The 16139-nt window shown below is 60.3% G+C and carries 14 protein-coding genes and 2 tRNA genes; 8 read left to right on the forward strand and 8 right to left on the reverse strand.

The genetic code is table 11. From position 1 onward, the window contains the following. On the reverse strand, positions 1-909 hold a 909-nt coding region (ligD, locus tag VW23_RS18150), incomplete at its 3' end, for a non-homologous end-joining DNA ligase (protein ID WP_201788071.1). Positions 910-1007: 98 nt separating this feature from the next. On the opposite strand from ligD, the gene VW23_RS18155 reads away from it, so the two are divergent. After that, the gene (locus VW23_RS18155; RefSeq protein WP_084646287.1) at positions 1008-1724 is read left to right on the forward strand and encodes an SOS response-associated peptidase; all 717 of its coding nucleotides are present in this window, start codon (positions 1008-1010) and stop codon (positions 1722-1724) included. Positions 1725-1757: 33 nt separating this feature from the next. On the opposite strand, the gene VW23_RS18160 is transcribed toward VW23_RS18155, so the two are convergent. Next, complete coding sequence (locus VW23_RS18160; RefSeq protein WP_069910959.1) at positions 1758-3092, reverse strand: esterase/lipase family protein; 1335 nt, start codon at positions 3090-3092, stop codon at positions 1758-1760. A 541-nt stretch (positions 3093-3633) separates the two neighbouring features. Between VW23_RS18160 and VW23_RS18165 the strand changes: the two genes are divergently transcribed. Further along, positions 3634-4230 (forward strand): hypothetical protein, encoded by a 597-nt coding sequence (locus VW23_RS18165; RefSeq protein ID WP_069910960.1) that lies wholly within the window; start codon positions 3634-3636, stop codon positions 4228-4230. Positions 4231-4261: 31 nt separating this feature from the next. Here VW23_RS18165 and VW23_RS18170 read toward each other — a convergent pair whose 3' ends face one another. Together VW23_RS18170 and VW23_RS18175 are read right to left on the reverse strand one after the other, a co-directional pair. Continuing rightward, on the reverse strand, positions 4262-4645 hold the full coding sequence (locus VW23_RS18170; protein WP_069910961.1) for a hypothetical protein: 384 nt from the start codon (positions 4643-4645) through the stop codon (positions 4262-4264). Between the two features lie 9 nt (positions 4646-4654). Further along, positions 4655-7960, reverse strand: coding sequence for an error-prone DNA polymerase (locus VW23_RS18175; RefSeq protein ID WP_069910962.1), 3306 nt, complete (start codon positions 7958-7960; stop codon positions 4655-4657). Between the two features lie 845 nt (positions 7961-8805). Between VW23_RS18175 and VW23_RS18180 the strand changes: the two genes are divergently transcribed. The 4 genes from VW23_RS18180 (at position 8806) to VW23_RS18195 (ending at position 12694) form a co-directional block, all read left to right on the forward strand. After that, the gene (locus tag VW23_RS18180) at positions 8806-9075 is read left to right on the forward strand and encodes a hypothetical protein (RefSeq protein ID WP_069910963.1); all 270 of its coding nucleotides are present in this window, start codon (positions 8806-8808) and stop codon (positions 9073-9075) included. Positions 9076-9178: 103 nt separating this feature from the next. Beyond that, positions 9179-9724: a helix-turn-helix domain-containing protein gene (locus VW23_RS18185; RefSeq protein WP_069910964.1), complete on the forward strand. Its 546-nt coding sequence runs from the start codon at positions 9179-9181 to the stop codon at positions 9722-9724. Between the two features lie 339 nt (positions 9725-10063). After that, complete coding sequence (locus VW23_RS18190) at positions 10064-11071, forward strand: hypothetical protein (protein WP_069910965.1); 1008 nt, start codon at positions 10064-10066, stop codon at positions 11069-11071. An 831-nt stretch (positions 11072-11902) separates the two neighbouring features. Next, positions 11903-12694 carry a tyrosine-type recombinase/integrase gene (locus VW23_RS18195; RefSeq protein ID WP_176730432.1) on the forward strand — a complete coding sequence of 264 codons (792 nt, stop codon included), beginning with the start codon at positions 11903-11905 and terminating at the stop codon, positions 12692-12694. Positions 12695-12778: 84 nt separating this feature from the next. On the opposite strand, the gene VW23_RS18200 is transcribed toward VW23_RS18195, so the two are convergent. After that, positions 12779-13447 carry a hypothetical protein gene (locus VW23_RS18200; protein ID WP_069910967.1) on the reverse strand — a complete coding sequence of 223 codons (669 nt, stop codon included), beginning with the start codon at positions 13445-13447 and terminating at the stop codon, positions 12779-12781. Positions 13448-13535: 88 nt separating this feature from the next. On the opposite strand from VW23_RS18200, the gene VW23_RS18205 reads away from it, so the two are divergent. After that, on the forward strand, positions 13536-14342 hold the full coding sequence (locus tag VW23_RS18205; RefSeq protein WP_069910968.1) for a DUF429 domain-containing protein: 807 nt from the start codon (positions 13536-13538) through the stop codon (positions 14340-14342). Positions 14343-14418: 76 nt separating this feature from the next. On the opposite strand, the gene VW23_RS29825 is transcribed toward VW23_RS18205, so the two are convergent. From VW23_RS29825 to VW23_RS18215, 3 genes are all read right to left on the reverse strand, one after another. Beyond that, the gene (locus VW23_RS29825) at positions 14419-15018 is read right to left on the reverse strand and encodes an Nmad2 family putative nucleotide modification protein (protein WP_176730433.1); all 600 of its coding nucleotides are present in this window, start codon (positions 15016-15018) and stop codon (positions 14419-14421) included. Beyond that, positions 15018-15827 carry a hypothetical protein gene (locus tag VW23_RS18210; RefSeq protein ID WP_084646289.1) on the reverse strand — a complete coding sequence of 270 codons (810 nt, stop codon included), beginning with the start codon at positions 15825-15827 and terminating at the stop codon, positions 15018-15020. The genes VW23_RS29825 and VW23_RS18210 overlap by 1 nt, the downstream gene beginning before the upstream one ends. Continuing rightward, positions 15802-15878, reverse strand: a tRNA-Pro gene (locus VW23_RS18215). Before VW23_RS18215 ends, VW23_RS18210 begins: the two co-directional genes overlap by 26 nt. 167 nt (positions 15879-16045) lie before the next feature. Between VW23_RS18215 and VW23_RS18220 the strand changes: the two genes are divergently transcribed. Beyond that, a tRNA-Gln gene (locus VW23_RS18220) sits at positions 16046-16120 on the forward strand. Positions 16121-16139 lie beyond the last annotated feature (19 nt).

A 16139-nucleotide genomic window follows, 5' to 3' on the forward strand; every position in this document is an offset into this window, starting at 1 on the left:
GAACTCGACTTCCGCGAGCAGCCGCGGCTCGACCCAGCGGGCGGCACGCGCTTCGGTCCTGGGCATACCGACCACCGGCGGAGGCTCATCAGTGCGAATAAGCTGCAGCACTTCCCAAACCTCGCGGCGCATGCGGTCAGTGAAGCCGGTGCCGACGCCGCCGCGATAGACGAGTTTGTCGTTTTCATAGGTGGCAAGGAACAGCCCGCGCACGTTGTCGACGCCGTAGTCCGGTGGGCGCCAGCCGATCACCACGAACTCCTGGCGCTTCACGCACTTGATTTTGAGCCAGGCGGAGGAGCGGTCGCCGCCGTAGTAGCGGGCGGTAGGCGACTTAGCGATCATGCCCTCGAAGCCTCCCTCGCACATGGCCTTGAACACGTCCTCGCCGCTACCGACGATGTGTTCTGAGAAGGCGATCGGGTCCTCGGACGGCACGTTGGCCAGCAACGCCTCGAGCCGTTGGCTGCGCTCGAGCTGGGGCAGCCGGGCGATATCCTCACCATCCTGCTCAAGCAGGTCGAAAGCGTAGAACACGACCGGCTTGATGCCGTCGAGGCTGTTCTTGAGCAGCGCGAAATCGGTGCGGCCGTTTGCGTCGATCGCCACGAGCTCGCCGTCGATGAGCGCCGTGCCCTTGGTCAGCCGCGACAGCGCCGGCGCCACATACCCGAACTGCCGCGTCCAGTCATGACCATTGCGCGTGAAGAGTCGCACCTCACTGCCAGCGATTGCCGCCTGCATCCGGTAGCCATCAAGCTTCATCTCGAACAGCCAGTCGCCCTTGGGGATGTTGCGCTCGAGTGTGGCGAGCTGCGGTGGTCGGAAGGCAGGACGAGTGAGGGGAACAGAATCCGAGTCCCCGCGGCCGCGCTGCTTCTTGGGCGGGACCGCCTTCACGGCCGACATTCGGAACCCCTGCACATAACGGACTCAATATCACCGGCGCGAATCGGTTCCGAGTCCTCAGAGGTTGACCCTGCTCGCACGGCCGGTAACCTCACCCCATGTGCAACCAATACAACATCACGACGACGAGCGAAGCGATGATGCGCCTTCGTATGGAATGGGAACGCGCCATGCGCAACGTTCCTCCGTTGTCGGTCTACCCGGATTACAACGCTCCAATTGTGCGGCAGGCCGAAGACGGGCGCGTGATCTCGCTGGCTCGCTGGGGGCTTCCGTCGTTGAAGGACGCGGTCACCGACAAGGTCAATAAGGGGACGACCAACGTTCGGCACCCTTGGTTCGACGACTGGAAAGGTTACTTGGGAGTCGAGCACCGCTGCCTGGTGCCGTTCGATAGTTTCGCGGAGCCGACAAAGCTTCCCGACGGCACCTCCGGCAACGCCTGGTTCGCTCTCGATACGTCGATGCCTTTGAGTTTCTTCGCTGGGCTACGGACGAGCTGGCACGGCACCCGACGCAAGGACGAGGGACCGCTCGACCACGAGGTCTACGCCTTCTTCACGACGGAGCCGAACGATGTTGTGGCGCCAATCCACCAGAAAGCCATGCCTGTCATCTTGCGCACCGCAGAGGAATGGGACGTGTGGCTTCGAGCCCCTTGGGGCGAGGCACGGTCCCTACAGCGGCCGTTACCCGGTGGTGTGCTTGAGGTTATCGCGACGCTGCCTCTGAAGTTCGCGCCGGTGATAGGGGAAACAGGACCGGATCCGCTGCGGCTATCGGCAGGGCCGCCATCGCAAACAACTTTACTGTAGCATCGATCCAACCGTTGCGTTCTCCTCGCAGATTCAGCTCGTGCCTTCGGCGCTCTCTCCATTCGAGTGCAATGAACTGTTCAAGTTGGGGCATGAGGCTTCGCTTCGGAGCCATGTGGCCAGGGTGTTTGCCAGCGTTGGGTCATCGTAAACTCGGCCATGATTGGGGGCGACGTTAAAGGTTGGCCGAGCGCCTGGTCGCTTTTCCCATCTCAAATGCAGAAATCGCACATCGCCAAACGGCGTCGGTTCAATATTGATGTCGGCGAAGATGCTGGTCGCGAACGATACCCAACCTAGCGTGTGGGTGATCAACATTCCGAAAATGCAGGCGAACAATGCCAGTATGGGGAGCGTCACAAGAACGACGAGGAACGATACGATCACTGCCGCTGCTACCGCCAAGGCGACCATGAATGGGTCAGACCACCCCCAAACTGCCAACACCATATGGAAGACAAACGAAATCGCTCGGTCCGGAAAGATCCACGGCCCTCCGAACGCGACAAAAAGCGACGCAGCTTCCGCAATCACGACCACTCCCACCCGCATGGGGACGTCGAGCAGCGTCAGCCACCATGGTCGGTTCGACGCCAGTGTAAGGTTCTCCGCAATACGCAACGGTTGCGATGCCAAGAACCAGCTGAAGCGAACCACCCGTAGTAGCGTCAGCCCAAATTGCAGTCCCCGGGCGACCTCATCCCCTGTAACGCGTGCGAATAGGTAGTTGCCCGGCGGTAGCTCGCAGGTTTGCAGGGATGCGCATTCGCGGCGGACAAGCTGCCAGACCCTTCGATAGACCTTCTCAGTCAGCCGATAGGATATCAGAGCCAGCAAAATCAGCCCGATGCCGAACGACAGCAGAAAAAGGGCGGCAAGATCGGCGCCAACTAGGCGGTCGCCTGAAGGCCCGCTGATCCAATCCCAGATCGGCGGCACTGAGATGGTGGCAAGCGCGGGGAAGATAAAAAGCATTAATACGGTGACTATTTGCGGCAGGAGCCGGATGGACGTGGCATCCGGCCTGCAGGCATAGAATGGCACCGACAAAAATACGGAGCCCGCGATGTCATCGCGAGCGGTCAACGAGCTTTTCACGTAATAGGCCACTAGACTTCCACCATGGCTGTGGCCGACAAGGATTATCGGAATGTCGGGTCGCGTTTTTCTCAACGTGGCAACTGCGTCACTAAGTCGTTTGGCACCCTTTTCGCGGTCCTTCGCCGAATTCCTGCCGGACCACGCTAATCGAGAGAAGCTGACGTCGCCCGACACCTGTTCGCGCAGGGCCCTCTGTAGGAACGAACCCGCGCGGGTCCAGCTCGCGCCCCGGACAAAGGTTCCGTGAACCAAGATAAAGTGAACCATGGTCTGGCCTCTCGTTCCCGTCCGGAACTACCAAAATCACAAATCGCGAATTCGTCCCAAGATAGACTTACACAATACGATAGCTCCACATCAGATCAGGCGCGTCTATTTGACCTCTTTCAGCGGCGGAGGTCTATGCGTTCTTCACGACGGAGCCGAACAACGTCGTGGCGCCGATCCACGACAGGGCTATGGCGCTGATTTTGCGCTCGCTCGAGGAGTGGGACGTTTGGCTTCGGGCACCCTGGAGCGAAGCACGGTCACCACAGGGGCCGCTGCCAGATGGTGTCCTCGAGGTCGTGGCCACACTGCCATTGAGGTTCGCGCCAGTGATCGGCGAAACCGGGCCACATCCCCCTGCGTCTTTCGCCGGCGTCGCCGTCCCAGGTGTCCCTGTTCTAGCTCCTATCCAAAGTATTCATGTGGCCCACCTTCAGCTGCGGCTGCCACGTGCCCCAAAACTCAAACGATTCCAGGATTTCAACTTGACCTCCTGTCTGCGCCAGCCCAGTCTAAACCCACTCAAATGGGGAGGCGGCCTTTGAAGGACAACGATAGTCAGCTGCTTAGTGTCGCGGCCCTATACAAGAGAAAGATACTTGAGCCAGCCCGGCTCTACGCTGAAGGTTCTGGAAAACTTGTTCTTGCTGGCTTCAGCGCTCCAACGGTTGTTTCCGTAGGGATTGACGCACTGCGATCAGCTGATTTTTCGCTAGATGAAGAGGACCGCGGAGGGTCTATTTTTTATACAAAGTTTGCTGAGATATCGCGCATCGATCAAAAGACAGCCGAGGGCGTCCTCATACGTTGGATAACCACCGCGAGCTGCACCATGACTATCCTGAAAGATAAGGATCAAGATTGGGCGGATTGGGACGGGTTTGGCAGCTGCACTATTGGCTTTACCTATCATACCGGCCGGTATGCAACGCAAGACCGGGCCAAGGGCGTTGACATGCATCTCACATCGGGAAGCACAAGCCCCTACTTGGCAGTTCATTTGGGTCGGCTAGTGGAGCCAGTATCCGCGCGCGCCAGCTACGAGGTCATTCGGAACAAGTCCTTGTCGAGTATCCAGTTTCATGAGGCCAAAGGCTTCATGATAAAGATGAAGAAGGACCGCTACATCGCGGCCTAGTAAGAATGTGCGCAATTGACGCTAAGCTGATCTAGCGACGGGGACCAAACCGCCTCACGCTAGCACCACCAACCTTCCAGTCACCCGGTTCCACCCACTCTTGCATGCGCTCCGGTGCGGCGAGCACGCTGCGCACCACTGCCCCTGCGCCGTGGGTTCCGGTGTAGGCAGCGGGCCGAGTCTTCCATCCCAACCGGAACGCCGGGCGCAGCTTGCCGCACACCGAGCAGTAGACGTGTGCCGCCAACTCGGTCCGGCGCTCGTAGAAGTCAAAATCCCAGCCTAGCCGCTGGATTGCCAGCTCGATCCGGAGAGGCCCGCTGTGGGAACAAACCCAGTAGTTCGAGCAGTCGCAGTCGATGACCTGGTCGCTCTCAAGAAATTGCCGCAGCGTGCGAACCTCAAAGGTGGGCATGGCTGCATCTCAGTGGAAGTTGCGGCCGGACGGCAGCGCATCACGGATGCGCTTTCGTTCTGCCTCAAGCTCGTGCTGCTTGTCCGAGCCACGCGCGCTGCCATGGGGACCGGTCTTCCCCTCATCGGCATTCGCGATCATGCCCTCGCCGATGTCGAGCCCGCTGGCGAGGTCGAGCAGCATCGGCGTCATGTCGAACACCTGGCGCGTGATGACATGAACCACCAGACCTTCCTTCTGGACTTCACCCCGCACCGCCATAAGTCGCGACCCGAGCACGACAGCACGATTGGCCTCGAATACCTTGGGCCAGACGATGATATTGGCGAGCCCAGTCTCGTCCTCCAGGCTGGCGAAAATGACGCCGCTGGCGGTGCCTGGCCGCTGGCGGACAAGGACGACCCCAGCCGTCGTTACAACGCGGCCGGCGGGAATGTCGCGCAGTGACCCGGCCGGGACGATCCCCTTTAACGTCAGGCTCTGGCGCAGGAAGCTGACGGGGTGCGCCTTCAGTGACAGGCTGAGGGTCCTGTAGTCGTGGATCACCTGCTCGCCCGGCGGCATAGGCGGCAAGTTTGCGTCCGGTTCATCGCGGTGACTAGGTCGGCCAGCGGCTACGAAGAGCGGCAGGTTCTCTGCACCGTCGCCACCTTGGAGTCCAAGAACCGCCCACTGAGAATCGCGCCGGTTGAGGCCGATCGACTGGAAGGCGTCGGCATCGGCAAGCTTCTGAAGTGTGGCCGGTGGCAGTCCGGTCCGAAGCCACAGATCGCGCACGCTGTCGTAACCGCGGCCACGGCGAGCAACGATCAGGTTGCAGTCGTCGTCACTGAGCCCTTTGACGAAACCTAGGCCGAGCCGGATGGCGTTGGTCGAGCGGATGTCGTTCCGCATGTCGGCATGCTGGCGCCAGACGCGGTCGGAGCCATCCGTGCCGGGCTCCAGGACCGACACCAGGTCTGATCGGTTGACATCGACGTTACGGACCTCGACCCCATGTTCCTGAGCATCTCGGACGATCTGCGAGGGTGCGTAGAACCCCATCGGCTGGCTGTTGAGCAGCGCGCAGGCGAACGCGTCCGGGTAGTGGCACTTGAGCCAACAAGAGACGTAGACCAGCAGCGCGAACGAAGCCGCGTGACTCTCGGGGAAGCCATAGCTGCCGAACCCCTCGATCTGCTTGAAGCAGGCTTCGGCAAAGTCCTGCTGATAGCCGTTCTTCAGCATGCCGCCGATGAAGTCCGCCTTGAACTTGCCCACCCCCCCGGTGCGCTTGAACGTCGCCATCGAGCGACGAAGCTGGTCTGCTGCGCCAGGTGAGAACCCGGCGCCCACGATGGCTATCTTCATCGCCTGTTCCTGGAACAGCGGCACCCCGTAGGTCTTTTTCAGCACGGCCTCGAGCTCCGCGGACGGGTAGCTTACCGGCTCGAGTCCCAGCCGGCGCTTCAGGTATGGGTGCACCATGCCGCCCTGGATCGGGCCAGGCCGGACGATGGCGACCTCGATGACGAGGTCGTAGAACTTTGCCGGCTTCAGCCGCGGCAGCATCGACATCTGCGCCCGGCTTTCGATCTGGAATACGCCGATTGTGTCGGCGCGCTGGATCATCGCGTAGGTGCGGGAATCCTCGGAAGGCACCGACGACAGGGTAAGGTCCTGCCCGTAGTGAGTGTGGAGCAGCTCGAAGGTCCGGCGTATACAGCTCAGCATACCAAGAGCCAGGACATCGACCTTCAGGATGCCGAGCGCGTCGAGATCGTCTTTGTCCCACTCGACGGTGGTTCGATCGGCCATCGCCGCGTTCATCACCGGGATCAGGTTGTCGAGCCGGTCACGGGTGATGACGAAGCCGCCGACGTGCTGCCCCAAGTGCCGGGGAAAGCCCATCAGCTCGCCAACGATGGTGAGCACATGCTGGAGCGTGACGTCTCTTGGATCGAAGCCGTTCTCCCGCAAGCGCTGATCGGTGATGCCGGTGTCGTTCCAGCCCCAGCTCATACCGTTGAGCCGCTGGATCACGTCATCGGAGAGGCCGAAGACCTTTGACACTTCACGGATTGCGCCCTTCGCTCTGTAGGTCGTGACCGTGGCCGTGAGCGCGCACCGATGCCGCCCATACTTCTGGTAGAGGTATTGCATCACCTCTTCGCGCCGCTCGTGCTCGAAATCGACGTCAATGTCGGGCGGCTCGTCGCGCTCGGTCGAGACGAAGCGCTCAAACAGCAGGTCCACCAGCATCGGGTCCACCTCAGTGACGCCGAGGCAGAAGCAAACCACGGAGTTGGCTGCCGACCCGCGTCCCTGGCAAAGGATGCCGCGCTCCTCCCGCGCGAACCGCACCAGGTCGTGCACGGTCAGGAAATAGCTCGCATACTTCATCTGGTCGATGAGCTGCAGCTCGTGCTCGAGGCCGAGGCGGACCCGCTCTGGCACCCCATCGGGGTAGCGTCTGGCAGCGCCGGCCCAGGACAGCCGTTCCAACGTCTGTTGCGCGGTCTCCCCGTTGCCGATGGTCTCTTCGGGGTAGTTGTATTTCAGCTCCTCAAGAGAGAAGTGGATCATGCTGGCGAACCGCTCCGTCTCCTCGATCGCCGCAGGATAGCGCCCGAACAGCCGCCGCATCTCAATCTCAGGCTTGAGGTAGCGCTCAGCGTTCTGCTGCAGCCGCCTGCCGGCAGTCTCCAACGTCAGATGCTCTCGTATGCACGTAACGACGTCATGCAGGATCTTCCGGTCCCAATGGTGGAAGAGCACGTCGTTCGTCGCGAGCATCTGCACACCATACCGCTCGGCCATGTCCGCGGTTCGTGCCAAGTTGGCGCCGTCCTTGCCTTTGAACTCGCACCGGGCCGCCAGCCACACCCGTGCCGGCGCCGTCCTAGCCAACCGCCCGAGTGCATGCTCGCCAGCTTCCGAGAAGACGGCTGGCATGATCAGGAGCTGCCCCTCTGAGAAGGCCGCGAGGTCATCGATGGTCAGGTAGCACTCGCCCTTTGGTGCGCGACGGTTCCCCGTTGTTAGCAAGGCGCATAGACGGCCGTAGGCCGCGCGATCGGTTGGATACGCGACTATGTCGGGCGTTCCGTCACTGAAGGTCAGCCGCACCCCGACCAAGTAGCGGAACGTGGGATCGACCTTCCAGATGTCACGGGCGGCAATGTGCCCTCGGACCACGCCGGCGAAGGAATTGCGGTCGCAGATGCCAACACCGCCAAGGCCGAGAGCCGCCGCTTGGTGGACCAACTCCGCGGGATGAGAGGCCCCACTGAGGAAGCTAAAATTGCTGGCTGTAACAAGTTCGGTGTAGGGCATGACGGACTCGCGTAACGAGCCATCTAGCAAAACGAGAACGAACCAAGAACACAAGCCACTACGAATTGTGTCGCTGAACGCCTGTTGCGACTACCGGCGGTTCAGCGGACGGCTTACCGCCCGCGTATTGGTAGTTCGATACTCCACGGATGCGTATACCTTTGCCTCGTCGGAAGGACGGAAGCGCTCTGGTGCAAACTCGACGCTCGATGTCTCGGGAGTTGAGGTCACGTTTACATTGTGCCTCACTTGGTAAATCGACCGCCCAAAACGGACCAGCTGACAGCCCTAAAAACGGCCTGACGTAAAACGGTTCTGACCACAGTCGTAGTCAAATACGACTGTGGGTTACGCTATGTTGTCATAGCTTTACATGGACACCCCGAAACGCCCCTTTTTGCCAATACCTTTCCCTGACGTAAAACGAATGAGGCGTCGCCCATGCAACCGGTTCGGCGGCGACAAGAGGGAGGCGCAGGGAGGGATATCCGCCAGCACCGATAACAGTCCTCCGCTATTCTCCGCCGACCCGAGCGAAACTGTAGGAGGTCTGAAATCCTCAAGCATCCCGGCCCTGAAAAGGTATCCCGACCGCACATGAGATGCAGCGAAACGCACTCGTGAAGCGGGTAGCGAAGCGAACAAGATCTGGGCAATGGAGCGACCCTGCTCACCCGGCAGTTGTCGCCGGCAGAAGTCAGTGCGGATATGATCCGTGGCGGCTCTCGTTCCAAACGACCGCGCGGTCATCCTGTTCATTCGCTCGCCCGCATACGCCAGCTACCTATGTCGATGACGTTGAAACGGTGATGCCATCACCGTGGGAAGGAGGTAGTATCATCGTCATGGTCCACGATCCGAAATCGCAAGACGAAGTTCGCATGTTGGAAGAGATGGCTCGGAAGCTCGATTCCGTCATCGTCGAACTGCAGGAGGTCAGCGGGCTCAGACGGGAAATCCTCGCGAACGCCGTGTTACTGCAGACCCAGATCGAGGGCCTCGATGAGCGGATTACCCAGTTTGGGGAAGACCTCACCGTCGCGATTCAGTCGGCGGCAAGGCCTCGCCCCATTGATGGGGTTCCTGGACCGGACAGCATCGCGCCGAAAGGCTAGGGACGGTCCAGTTCCCTTCAGGCCAAGCAGAGCTACCTCCGGGCTCCCAACGTTCGACAGCTATAGCTGAACTAGCAGTAGCTCTTGAACGTCGGAGACCCAATTGCCCACCCATCGCACCGCGACGACGCCGTCTGATCTCGCCATGTTTGTCGCCAAACGCATCGACGAATTGCGCCATCGAAAGTCGCAACGCGCGATAGCTCACATCGCAGGTCTGCGACATGCCAACATGCTCTCGGCGATCAAGACGGGCGACGCCAAACTCCCGCTCGAGCGCGTTGGTGACCTTGCACGCTCGCTCGAGTGCGATCCGCACGAACTGATGAAGCTTGCACTCCAGCAGTTCCATGACGCTGGCGTAGTGCACCTGATTGAGGAGGCGATGCGGGGTGGCACGCCAAGGGTCAGCGTGTCCAGCCATGCGACACCAACGGCGGACCCCAAATCTGAATTAGAGAAGATACTCGTCTGGGCGATCGCGCTCCGGGTAGAAGCAGGTCGCATCCGCCATGATCTTACGATTGCTCGCCGTCTCTCGACGACGGTTCAGTCTCGAGTGGAGAACTCCGAGAAGAGTTTGAAGCTGGTGGCCCACGAGCTCGACGAACTGCTGAAGCAGGCTCGGAGAGCCTTGGGCGAGAGGTAGGAGTCGTTGTGGGCTCGCTCGAAAGAGGCTGTGCGGCCGTCGTCGGTGCGACATCAGGGGCCGAGTTAAGCCGGTCCGACCTACGTGTCGAACCGATCGTCAACCGCAGCCAAACCGAGCCCGTGCGGGGAACCAAGCGCTCTTTAGGGGAAGCGAAGTCCTAGGGCATCCCCGCGGGGATGAAGGGGATGCTTTTTGGCGCCGCGATCATCCCGGATCTGGATCCACCTGTTTGACGCGCCCAGAACTGCGCTCGGCGCGCGATCGGTCGTTTGGTCAAAGCCCACCCATGCAGCGCTATATCGAAGGCGCAAACCGCGATTTCCAACCGGAGAGACCATGACCCCGCAAACACCCGCCCAAGAGCGCTTTCGTTCCTTGGTGACAATGACGAAGAGCGTAGCACGCGAACATCTTATAAAAGAGGCGGACTATGTGAATACGAAATGGTTCGAGTATCGATACACGGACCCCTACAGCGCCACCATTCTATTTGGTCGCCACTACAACGCCGCCTTGAGGAGGTTTGTCGAGAAATATATCAATATAGACTTTGGGCCGCACGTGAGAGGAGTAGACATTCCGGCAACGGCGCCGTCCCGTGAATTCACCCAGCTGTGGGTGGCGAGGCAGCATGCGGATGAGGTTCAACTCCCTTACGATCAATACATCTCTCACTGCCTCGAGTTCGCCGTCGGACGTAGCGGACGAAAAGTGGCGGCTCCCCGTCCAAATCAACTGCGGCCCACTCACAAATCAGACATTGCCTGGAAGTTCAAATTCGCGGAGAAGTTTGATGACTATGAAGTTACCTTTACGTCCCGCCTTAGTTCTTTCCAGCAACTTCGCGTGGAAAATTATCACTCTCTGCCTGCGCAGCGCGGCCAGTTCGAACACATGAAGCAAATCGCCGCCATGGGGCGCCAGTCGTGGCTTCGCACAGCGGAACATTGGAGTGTCGAGCTAAGGTTGCTTCCACTTCGGGCCTTTCGAACCGAACTCTCGATAGACCAAATGCGCGGCATCGTAGTCGACGCCCGCAGGGTGAAAGGCGGACTCACATCGACTGCAACTGCGCTGTCGAAGTCATCTGTTGCTCTCTGGCAGTCGTGCTTCGGCGTCCCCGGCGCACAGCGAGAGTGCGCCCCCTGCTGTGGATGCCCACAAGCAGAGGCGTGCGGAAAGATGGCGGAACTCGTCATCAAGGCGGTTGCCCGGGACACCGGCACCGAGGACCCGATCCTGGAAGCGAAGCGAGCCGCCGGACGCGCAAGAACCCGCAAGTCTCGCCAGAAGGCGAAGGCTGCCGGGGCATTAAGTATCACCGCCGGAGCGCAGGAACTGTAACGCGACCCTAATTTGATATATATCCATACATTAACAGAAGTATAGGGTCGCGTTACATCGACCGTCCGGCGGGGATGGTGGTCCGGATTGCTGCCGAATACGGGCGGTTGCTGTCACTCAGCAACCGCCCGGCTAGCTATGCCGCCGCCCGGTGCCCCTAACAAACGCGATGCGCAGCACTATTTTTCGACTTTCTGCTGCATCCCATCGATGGACCGCTATATCGAAGCCAGACGAAGCAACCGGCTGGCCGAGAATGCCGCAACACACTGACATTGCAAGAGAAACAGCTCCTGTCACGCTGGAACGCGCGTGCGAACTGTATTTTGGTGGTGCCATCAAACCCGCGACCCTTATGGCAGAAGCCCGACGCGGCAATCTGCTGCTGGAGAAAATCGGTCGTCGCTTCTTCGTCAGCCTTGAAGCCGTGACGGAGATGCGAAGCAAATGTCGAGTGGACCTATCGGAAGAGGGCCGAGGCTCTGGCTTCAGCCGGAACGGAGGAACAGCAATGGAAGTGTCGAGGCGTCGCGATGGGTTATCCGGGACGGCTCGATCAAGCGCAGCACTGGCTGCGCTCCAGCAGACCGTGCAGCAGCTGAGCGTGCGCTCCAAGAATACATCGCCGAAAAGCACGAGCCGCGTGACTTCGGCGGCGCGCCGTCGCGGACGTTAATCCTCGATGTGCTGACGCTCTATGGGAGAGATGTCGTTCCCGGCCACGCCAGGCCAAAAGAGACCGGCTCTCGGCTAGCTCGACTGGGCGCGTGGTGGGGTGACCCCAAGCATGCCATGCAGACGATGTCCCCGCCCGGTCGCCCAAAAGCGAAGATGACCGGCTACGTCTCTGACGTGGGTGCGCCGTCGTGCAATGCCTATGTTGCCCATGTCGGTCGCAATCGAACGGCCAGCATGGACCTTGAGCTATTGAGAGCCGCCATGAACTACGCTGTTTCGATCCAAGTTCTCGAGAAAGCCCCGCCGGTCTCACTCCCCAAAAAACCGCCGGCACGGCAGAGATGGCTGACCCGATCGGAGGTCGCCAAGCTTCTATGGGCTGCCCGTCGAGGGACGCGGTCCTCAAACGGGCGTTCGGGTGAGGCAGACGACTGGCATTCTCGCCGACACTTGGCTTGTTTCATGTTGGTTGCCGCCTACACGGGCAGCCGCAAGCAAGACATCTTGAACGCTTGCTTTGAGCGTCGCCCGGACCATGGGCACATCGACCTGGACAACGGGATCTGGACACGAAAGGCCGAAAGCAAGCGGGCGACCAAAAAACGCCAGCCCACAATCCCACTGCCTGGGCCGCTACTTGCGCATCTTCGTCGTTGGCGAAAGAACGGCCAAGCCTTCGCTGTCGAGTTTAACGGGCGGCGTGTTGACCGGATCGACAAGTCATTCCGCCAGTTGGTGCGTGATTGCAGCCTAACCGGCCAGGTCGTGCCACACACTTTCAGGCACACCGCCATCACTTGGGGGATGCAGCGAGGTATCGATCCGTGGGTTGCGTCCGGCTATTTCGGACTTGGTCTGCAGACGCTCCTTGAAGTCTACGGCCATCATCATCCGGACCATCTTAAGGAGGCCGCATCAAAGATGGCACGTCCGAAGCCACGCTAGACCTCCCCGCACCATCGTGTGCAAGGCCGAAGGCCGCGCGGGCGAGCGAAGCGAGTAGTCGGGCTAGCGTTGGATGTCAGTCAGTCAGGCAGCAAGCGCCCTGGACAAACCCGTGCGGTTTAGCCAGTCCACCCAGCGATGCAAGAAGGCGCGAAGGCCAGCTTCGGGAATACGAATGACATGTAGCCCGACGAACTTGCGATCGACCCGGTGCTCGCCCATCAATGCGATCATCTCGGCATGTTCTCGGTAGGTCGATCGTCCGTCAGCACCTAGGTAGGCAATAACCCCGTGGGCTAAGCCGTTGCGCAGAGCCTTAACCATGGTTTGCGCCCCAACAGTTGCAGCAGCTTGGGCGGCGTCTTCTGTGGCGAGAGAGGCGACAATCTCATCGGGCAGACCATTCGCCAAATTCAACCGCTGCCCGTGGTAGTGGTAGCGCCACCCATCAGCGTCATCAAAGAAGTCGCAGTCCCGGAAACGAACGCCTTCAGCAAAGATACGCTGCGCTCGTGCAGCAAGATCGGGATCAATGAGGCGGTCATCGGCAAAACCTTCATCTCCTGTCTGTTTCAATAACCGTTCCACGGGCAACACGATCATCGGGGTTGCGAGAGACAGCAGGAAGGTTGTCGTCAGCGGCCCTCCGTAGCCGCGACCAGATCTGCCGTCAGCGACTGCTGGCCATAGTTCGTCGAGCAGCGCCAGACAGCGATCTGGCAACTCTAGGCTGTAGTGTCGCGGATTTCCCATGATGACCTCTCCACCTGCTACAGAATCCCCTTACGATTGATCGGTCAACCGCGCGACCCATGTCCCAAGCGCCAGGGAGCTTCTAATCTTGCGAACATCAGTCGTCGGCTTCGACTCCGCCTGGACCGACAAGGCGACCGCACCCGGTGCCGTGTGCGCGATACGACGGTTGCCGGATGGTTTGATTTTCGAGCCGCCTCGCCTCGTCACCTTCGCCCAGGCACTGGCCTTTGTGCGTGCGGAACAGGTAATGGCTGAGCACGTCCTCGTGGCTCTCGACCAGCCGACCATCGTGCCGAACGCTGCCGGCTCTCGGCCCGTCGACAAGATCGCCGGCTCCTTGGTCTCATGGATCGGCGGCGGCGTGCAGCCTGCCAACCGCTCGAAGATCGGTATGTTCGACGATGCAGCGCCTGTATGGAGGTTCAAAGCCGAGCTGGCCGCCGTCGAGGATCCGGAGGGCGCTCGACGCGCCGCGTCAGGCCTATATCTGATCGAGGTATTCCCAGCACTCGCTTTGCCGTCACTTGTTCCTGCACATTGCGGTAGGAAGCTCGGCGCAAAATACAATCCGGCACGGCGGCAGACCTTTCGACTAGATCACTGGTCGGGTGTGCTCACGTTTGTTGCAGAGTTCGGGCTGGCTCACGGGATCGGGGGGCTGACAGGTTGGGCCGAAGCGCACCGCTCGATTGCTGTGCCACGAAAGGCCGACCAGGATCTGCTCGACTCGGTCCTTTGCGCAATCGTGGGCCACCTCTGGCTCTTCGACAAACGCGACCGCCTACTCATGATCGGTGACGTGGCTGCCGGCTACATGATTACGCCGGCCGTTGGAGAGGCGGGTCACCGCCTCATCGCTGCCGCTCGCAAGCGAGGCGTATCTGCCCGCTGACCCTTCAGTTCTCATCTGAAGGCACTCCGTCGAAGATGGCACGTCGTCCCAAGTGAGTGGGGTGCCGGGTGCTCCCCTAGCAGAGGCGGCACCCAGGGTTCCGTTGACTCCCATCGCCATCCGCGAAAGCGGGTAGACCGAGCAAACGGTAAGTGTGATCAAGCCACGAGGTGACTTCGGCTAGCTGCGTTCCAGACAGGGCGCTGCGCCTGTGCCCCTCTCGCGCACTGCCGGTGAAGTGAAGGTTCATAGCCTCCGGCAAGTCAGGCGCGTTCCGTCCGAACACCCAGGCACGACCAAACACCAGAGCGAACCTTCCAGACAAATCTCTTGAGACGTTTCCTGCGCCATGCACAGGGTTCGGAACCTGAACGAGCGCGGTGCCGTCAGGCGCGTAGATATTGTCGCCCTTAATTGATGTGTCAGGACGCTTGTCACGAAAGCGTTCGTCTCTCCAGTAGGCCTCAAAGGTCAGCTTTTCCTTAATGATACCCGCCCAACGGACGGCACGAGAACGGCGTCGAACTGTCAGGGACTCGAAGCCAATGACTAAGTCGCCCTCGTCGGCACACCGTCGGATAATAGGTTTGCAGATTGCCAAAGTGACGGCGACGCCCCCATAATTCGGCGCGCTGCCATCGTCGAATCGAACGACATACCGGTAGGCGTCAACCATTAGCGCACCCTTTCTAAGTCATCCTGGGCGGCAGCGAAGCGGTCTAGGATGGCTTCGCGGTGCGTGTTTCCCGCAAGCCACAACCACTTCTCGCCTATCCGTCGCCGATACGGGTAGGTGGACCCTGATCGCTCGAGTGCACCCTCAATCTGCGTGCCGGAGAAGTGATAGAAGGCCTCAAAGCGTTCTAGGAAATTGTCGATGGTGACCGCTTGACCACGTTCGCCACGCGCGCGCTCGAAGAGCACAAGCCCCCTCGACGCAAAGGCGTCGAACATAGGCAATGCGTGGGGCTGGAAGAGCCAGAATGCTTTGAGCGCAGCAGACCGCATTCTTAAGCCGGACCCCTGACGAAGCGCTTCGACTACGGCTGTCCAACGGGTGGTCGCGGTGAATACATCTCCGTCCCGCATCGGAGACGAATAAGCGTCGACCAAAACTGGCCACGACGTCTCATAGCTCTGCCTTAGGAAATTGCCGCCTTTTCCGCGCTTCAGGCTGTAGGCATTCAAGAACTCCAGCCAGTGACTCTCGCCGAAAGTCGACTGGTGCACCCGGCCGACAAGGAACGCGTCGTGCTTGTGATGCAGCCAAGTCTGTTCGGTAACTGCCCAATCCCACGGCAGGACATCCGCATGCGATCTCACACCATCCCCCTGGGCTCGCTCGTGGGAGGGACTATGCACGCACAACCACGGCAGGTGAATACGCCGGTCAAGGCGAACTCTGTCGGTAACCCTGTCGGTGTAAAAAACCCCGGCCTCGCAGGAGGCCGGGGTTGATTGGTCGGAGTAGAGTGATTCGAACACTCGACCCCCTGCTCCCGAAGCAGGTGCGCTACCAGGCTGCGCTATACTCCGTCAGATTGCCTCTGGACCCATGGTGCCGAACGCCGGGAGGGTTCGGCGGGTGGCCAGCGGCTAACGAGGCGCGTTATAGACTCGGTGCCGAGGCAACTCAAGCGCCTAACTGCGGCGATTTCCGATTGGTTGCGTCGGTATTGTGAAGCGTGTAGGAACGCGCGCGTTGGGGCGTCGCCAAGTGGTAAGGCAGCGGTTTTTGGTACCGCCATTCCTAGGTTCGAATCCTAGCGCCCCAGCCAGCACCTCCTGAACCGCCAC

This window comes from Devosia insulae DS-56 (assembly GCF_000970465.2).
Lineage (GTDB): Bacteria > Pseudomonadota > Alphaproteobacteria > Rhizobiales > Devosiaceae > Devosia_A > Devosia_A insulae.

Bases quoted from the DNA above. Each gene is read 5' to 3' on its own strand.
- VW23_RS18160 (WP_069910959.1), bottom strand. From the start codon at position 3,092: ATGGTTCACTTTATCTTGGTTCACGGAACCTTTGTCCGGGGCGCGAGC.
- VW23_RS18155 (WP_084646287.1), top strand. From the start codon at position 1,008: ATGTGCAACCAATACAACATCACGACGACGAGCGAAGCGATGATGCGC.
- VW23_RS18170 (WP_069910961.1), bottom strand. From the start codon at position 4,645: ATGCCCACCTTTGAGGTTCGCACGCTGCGGCAATTTCTTGAGAGCGAC.
- VW23_RS18180 (WP_069910963.1), top strand. From the start codon at position 8,806: ATGGTCCACGATCCGAAATCGCAAGACGAAGTTCGCATGTTGGAAGAG.
- VW23_RS18190 (WP_069910965.1), top strand. From the start codon at position 10,064: ATGACCCCGCAAACACCCGCCCAAGAGCGCTTTCGTTCCTTGGTGACA.
- VW23_RS18200 (WP_069910967.1), bottom strand. From the start codon at position 13,447: ATGGGAAATCCGCGACACTACAGCCTAGAGTTGCCAGATCGCTGTCTG.
- VW23_RS18195 (WP_176730432.1), top strand. From the start codon at position 11,903: ATGACCGGCTACGTCTCTGACGTGGGTGCGCCGTCGTGCAATGCCTAT.
- VW23_RS29825 (WP_176730433.1), bottom strand. From the start codon at position 15,018: ATGGTTGACGCCTACCGGTATGTCGTTCGATTCGACGATGGCAGCGCG.
- VW23_RS18175 (WP_069910962.1), bottom strand. From the start codon at position 7,960: ATGCCCTACACCGAACTTGTTACAGCCAGCAATTTTAGCTTCCTCAGT.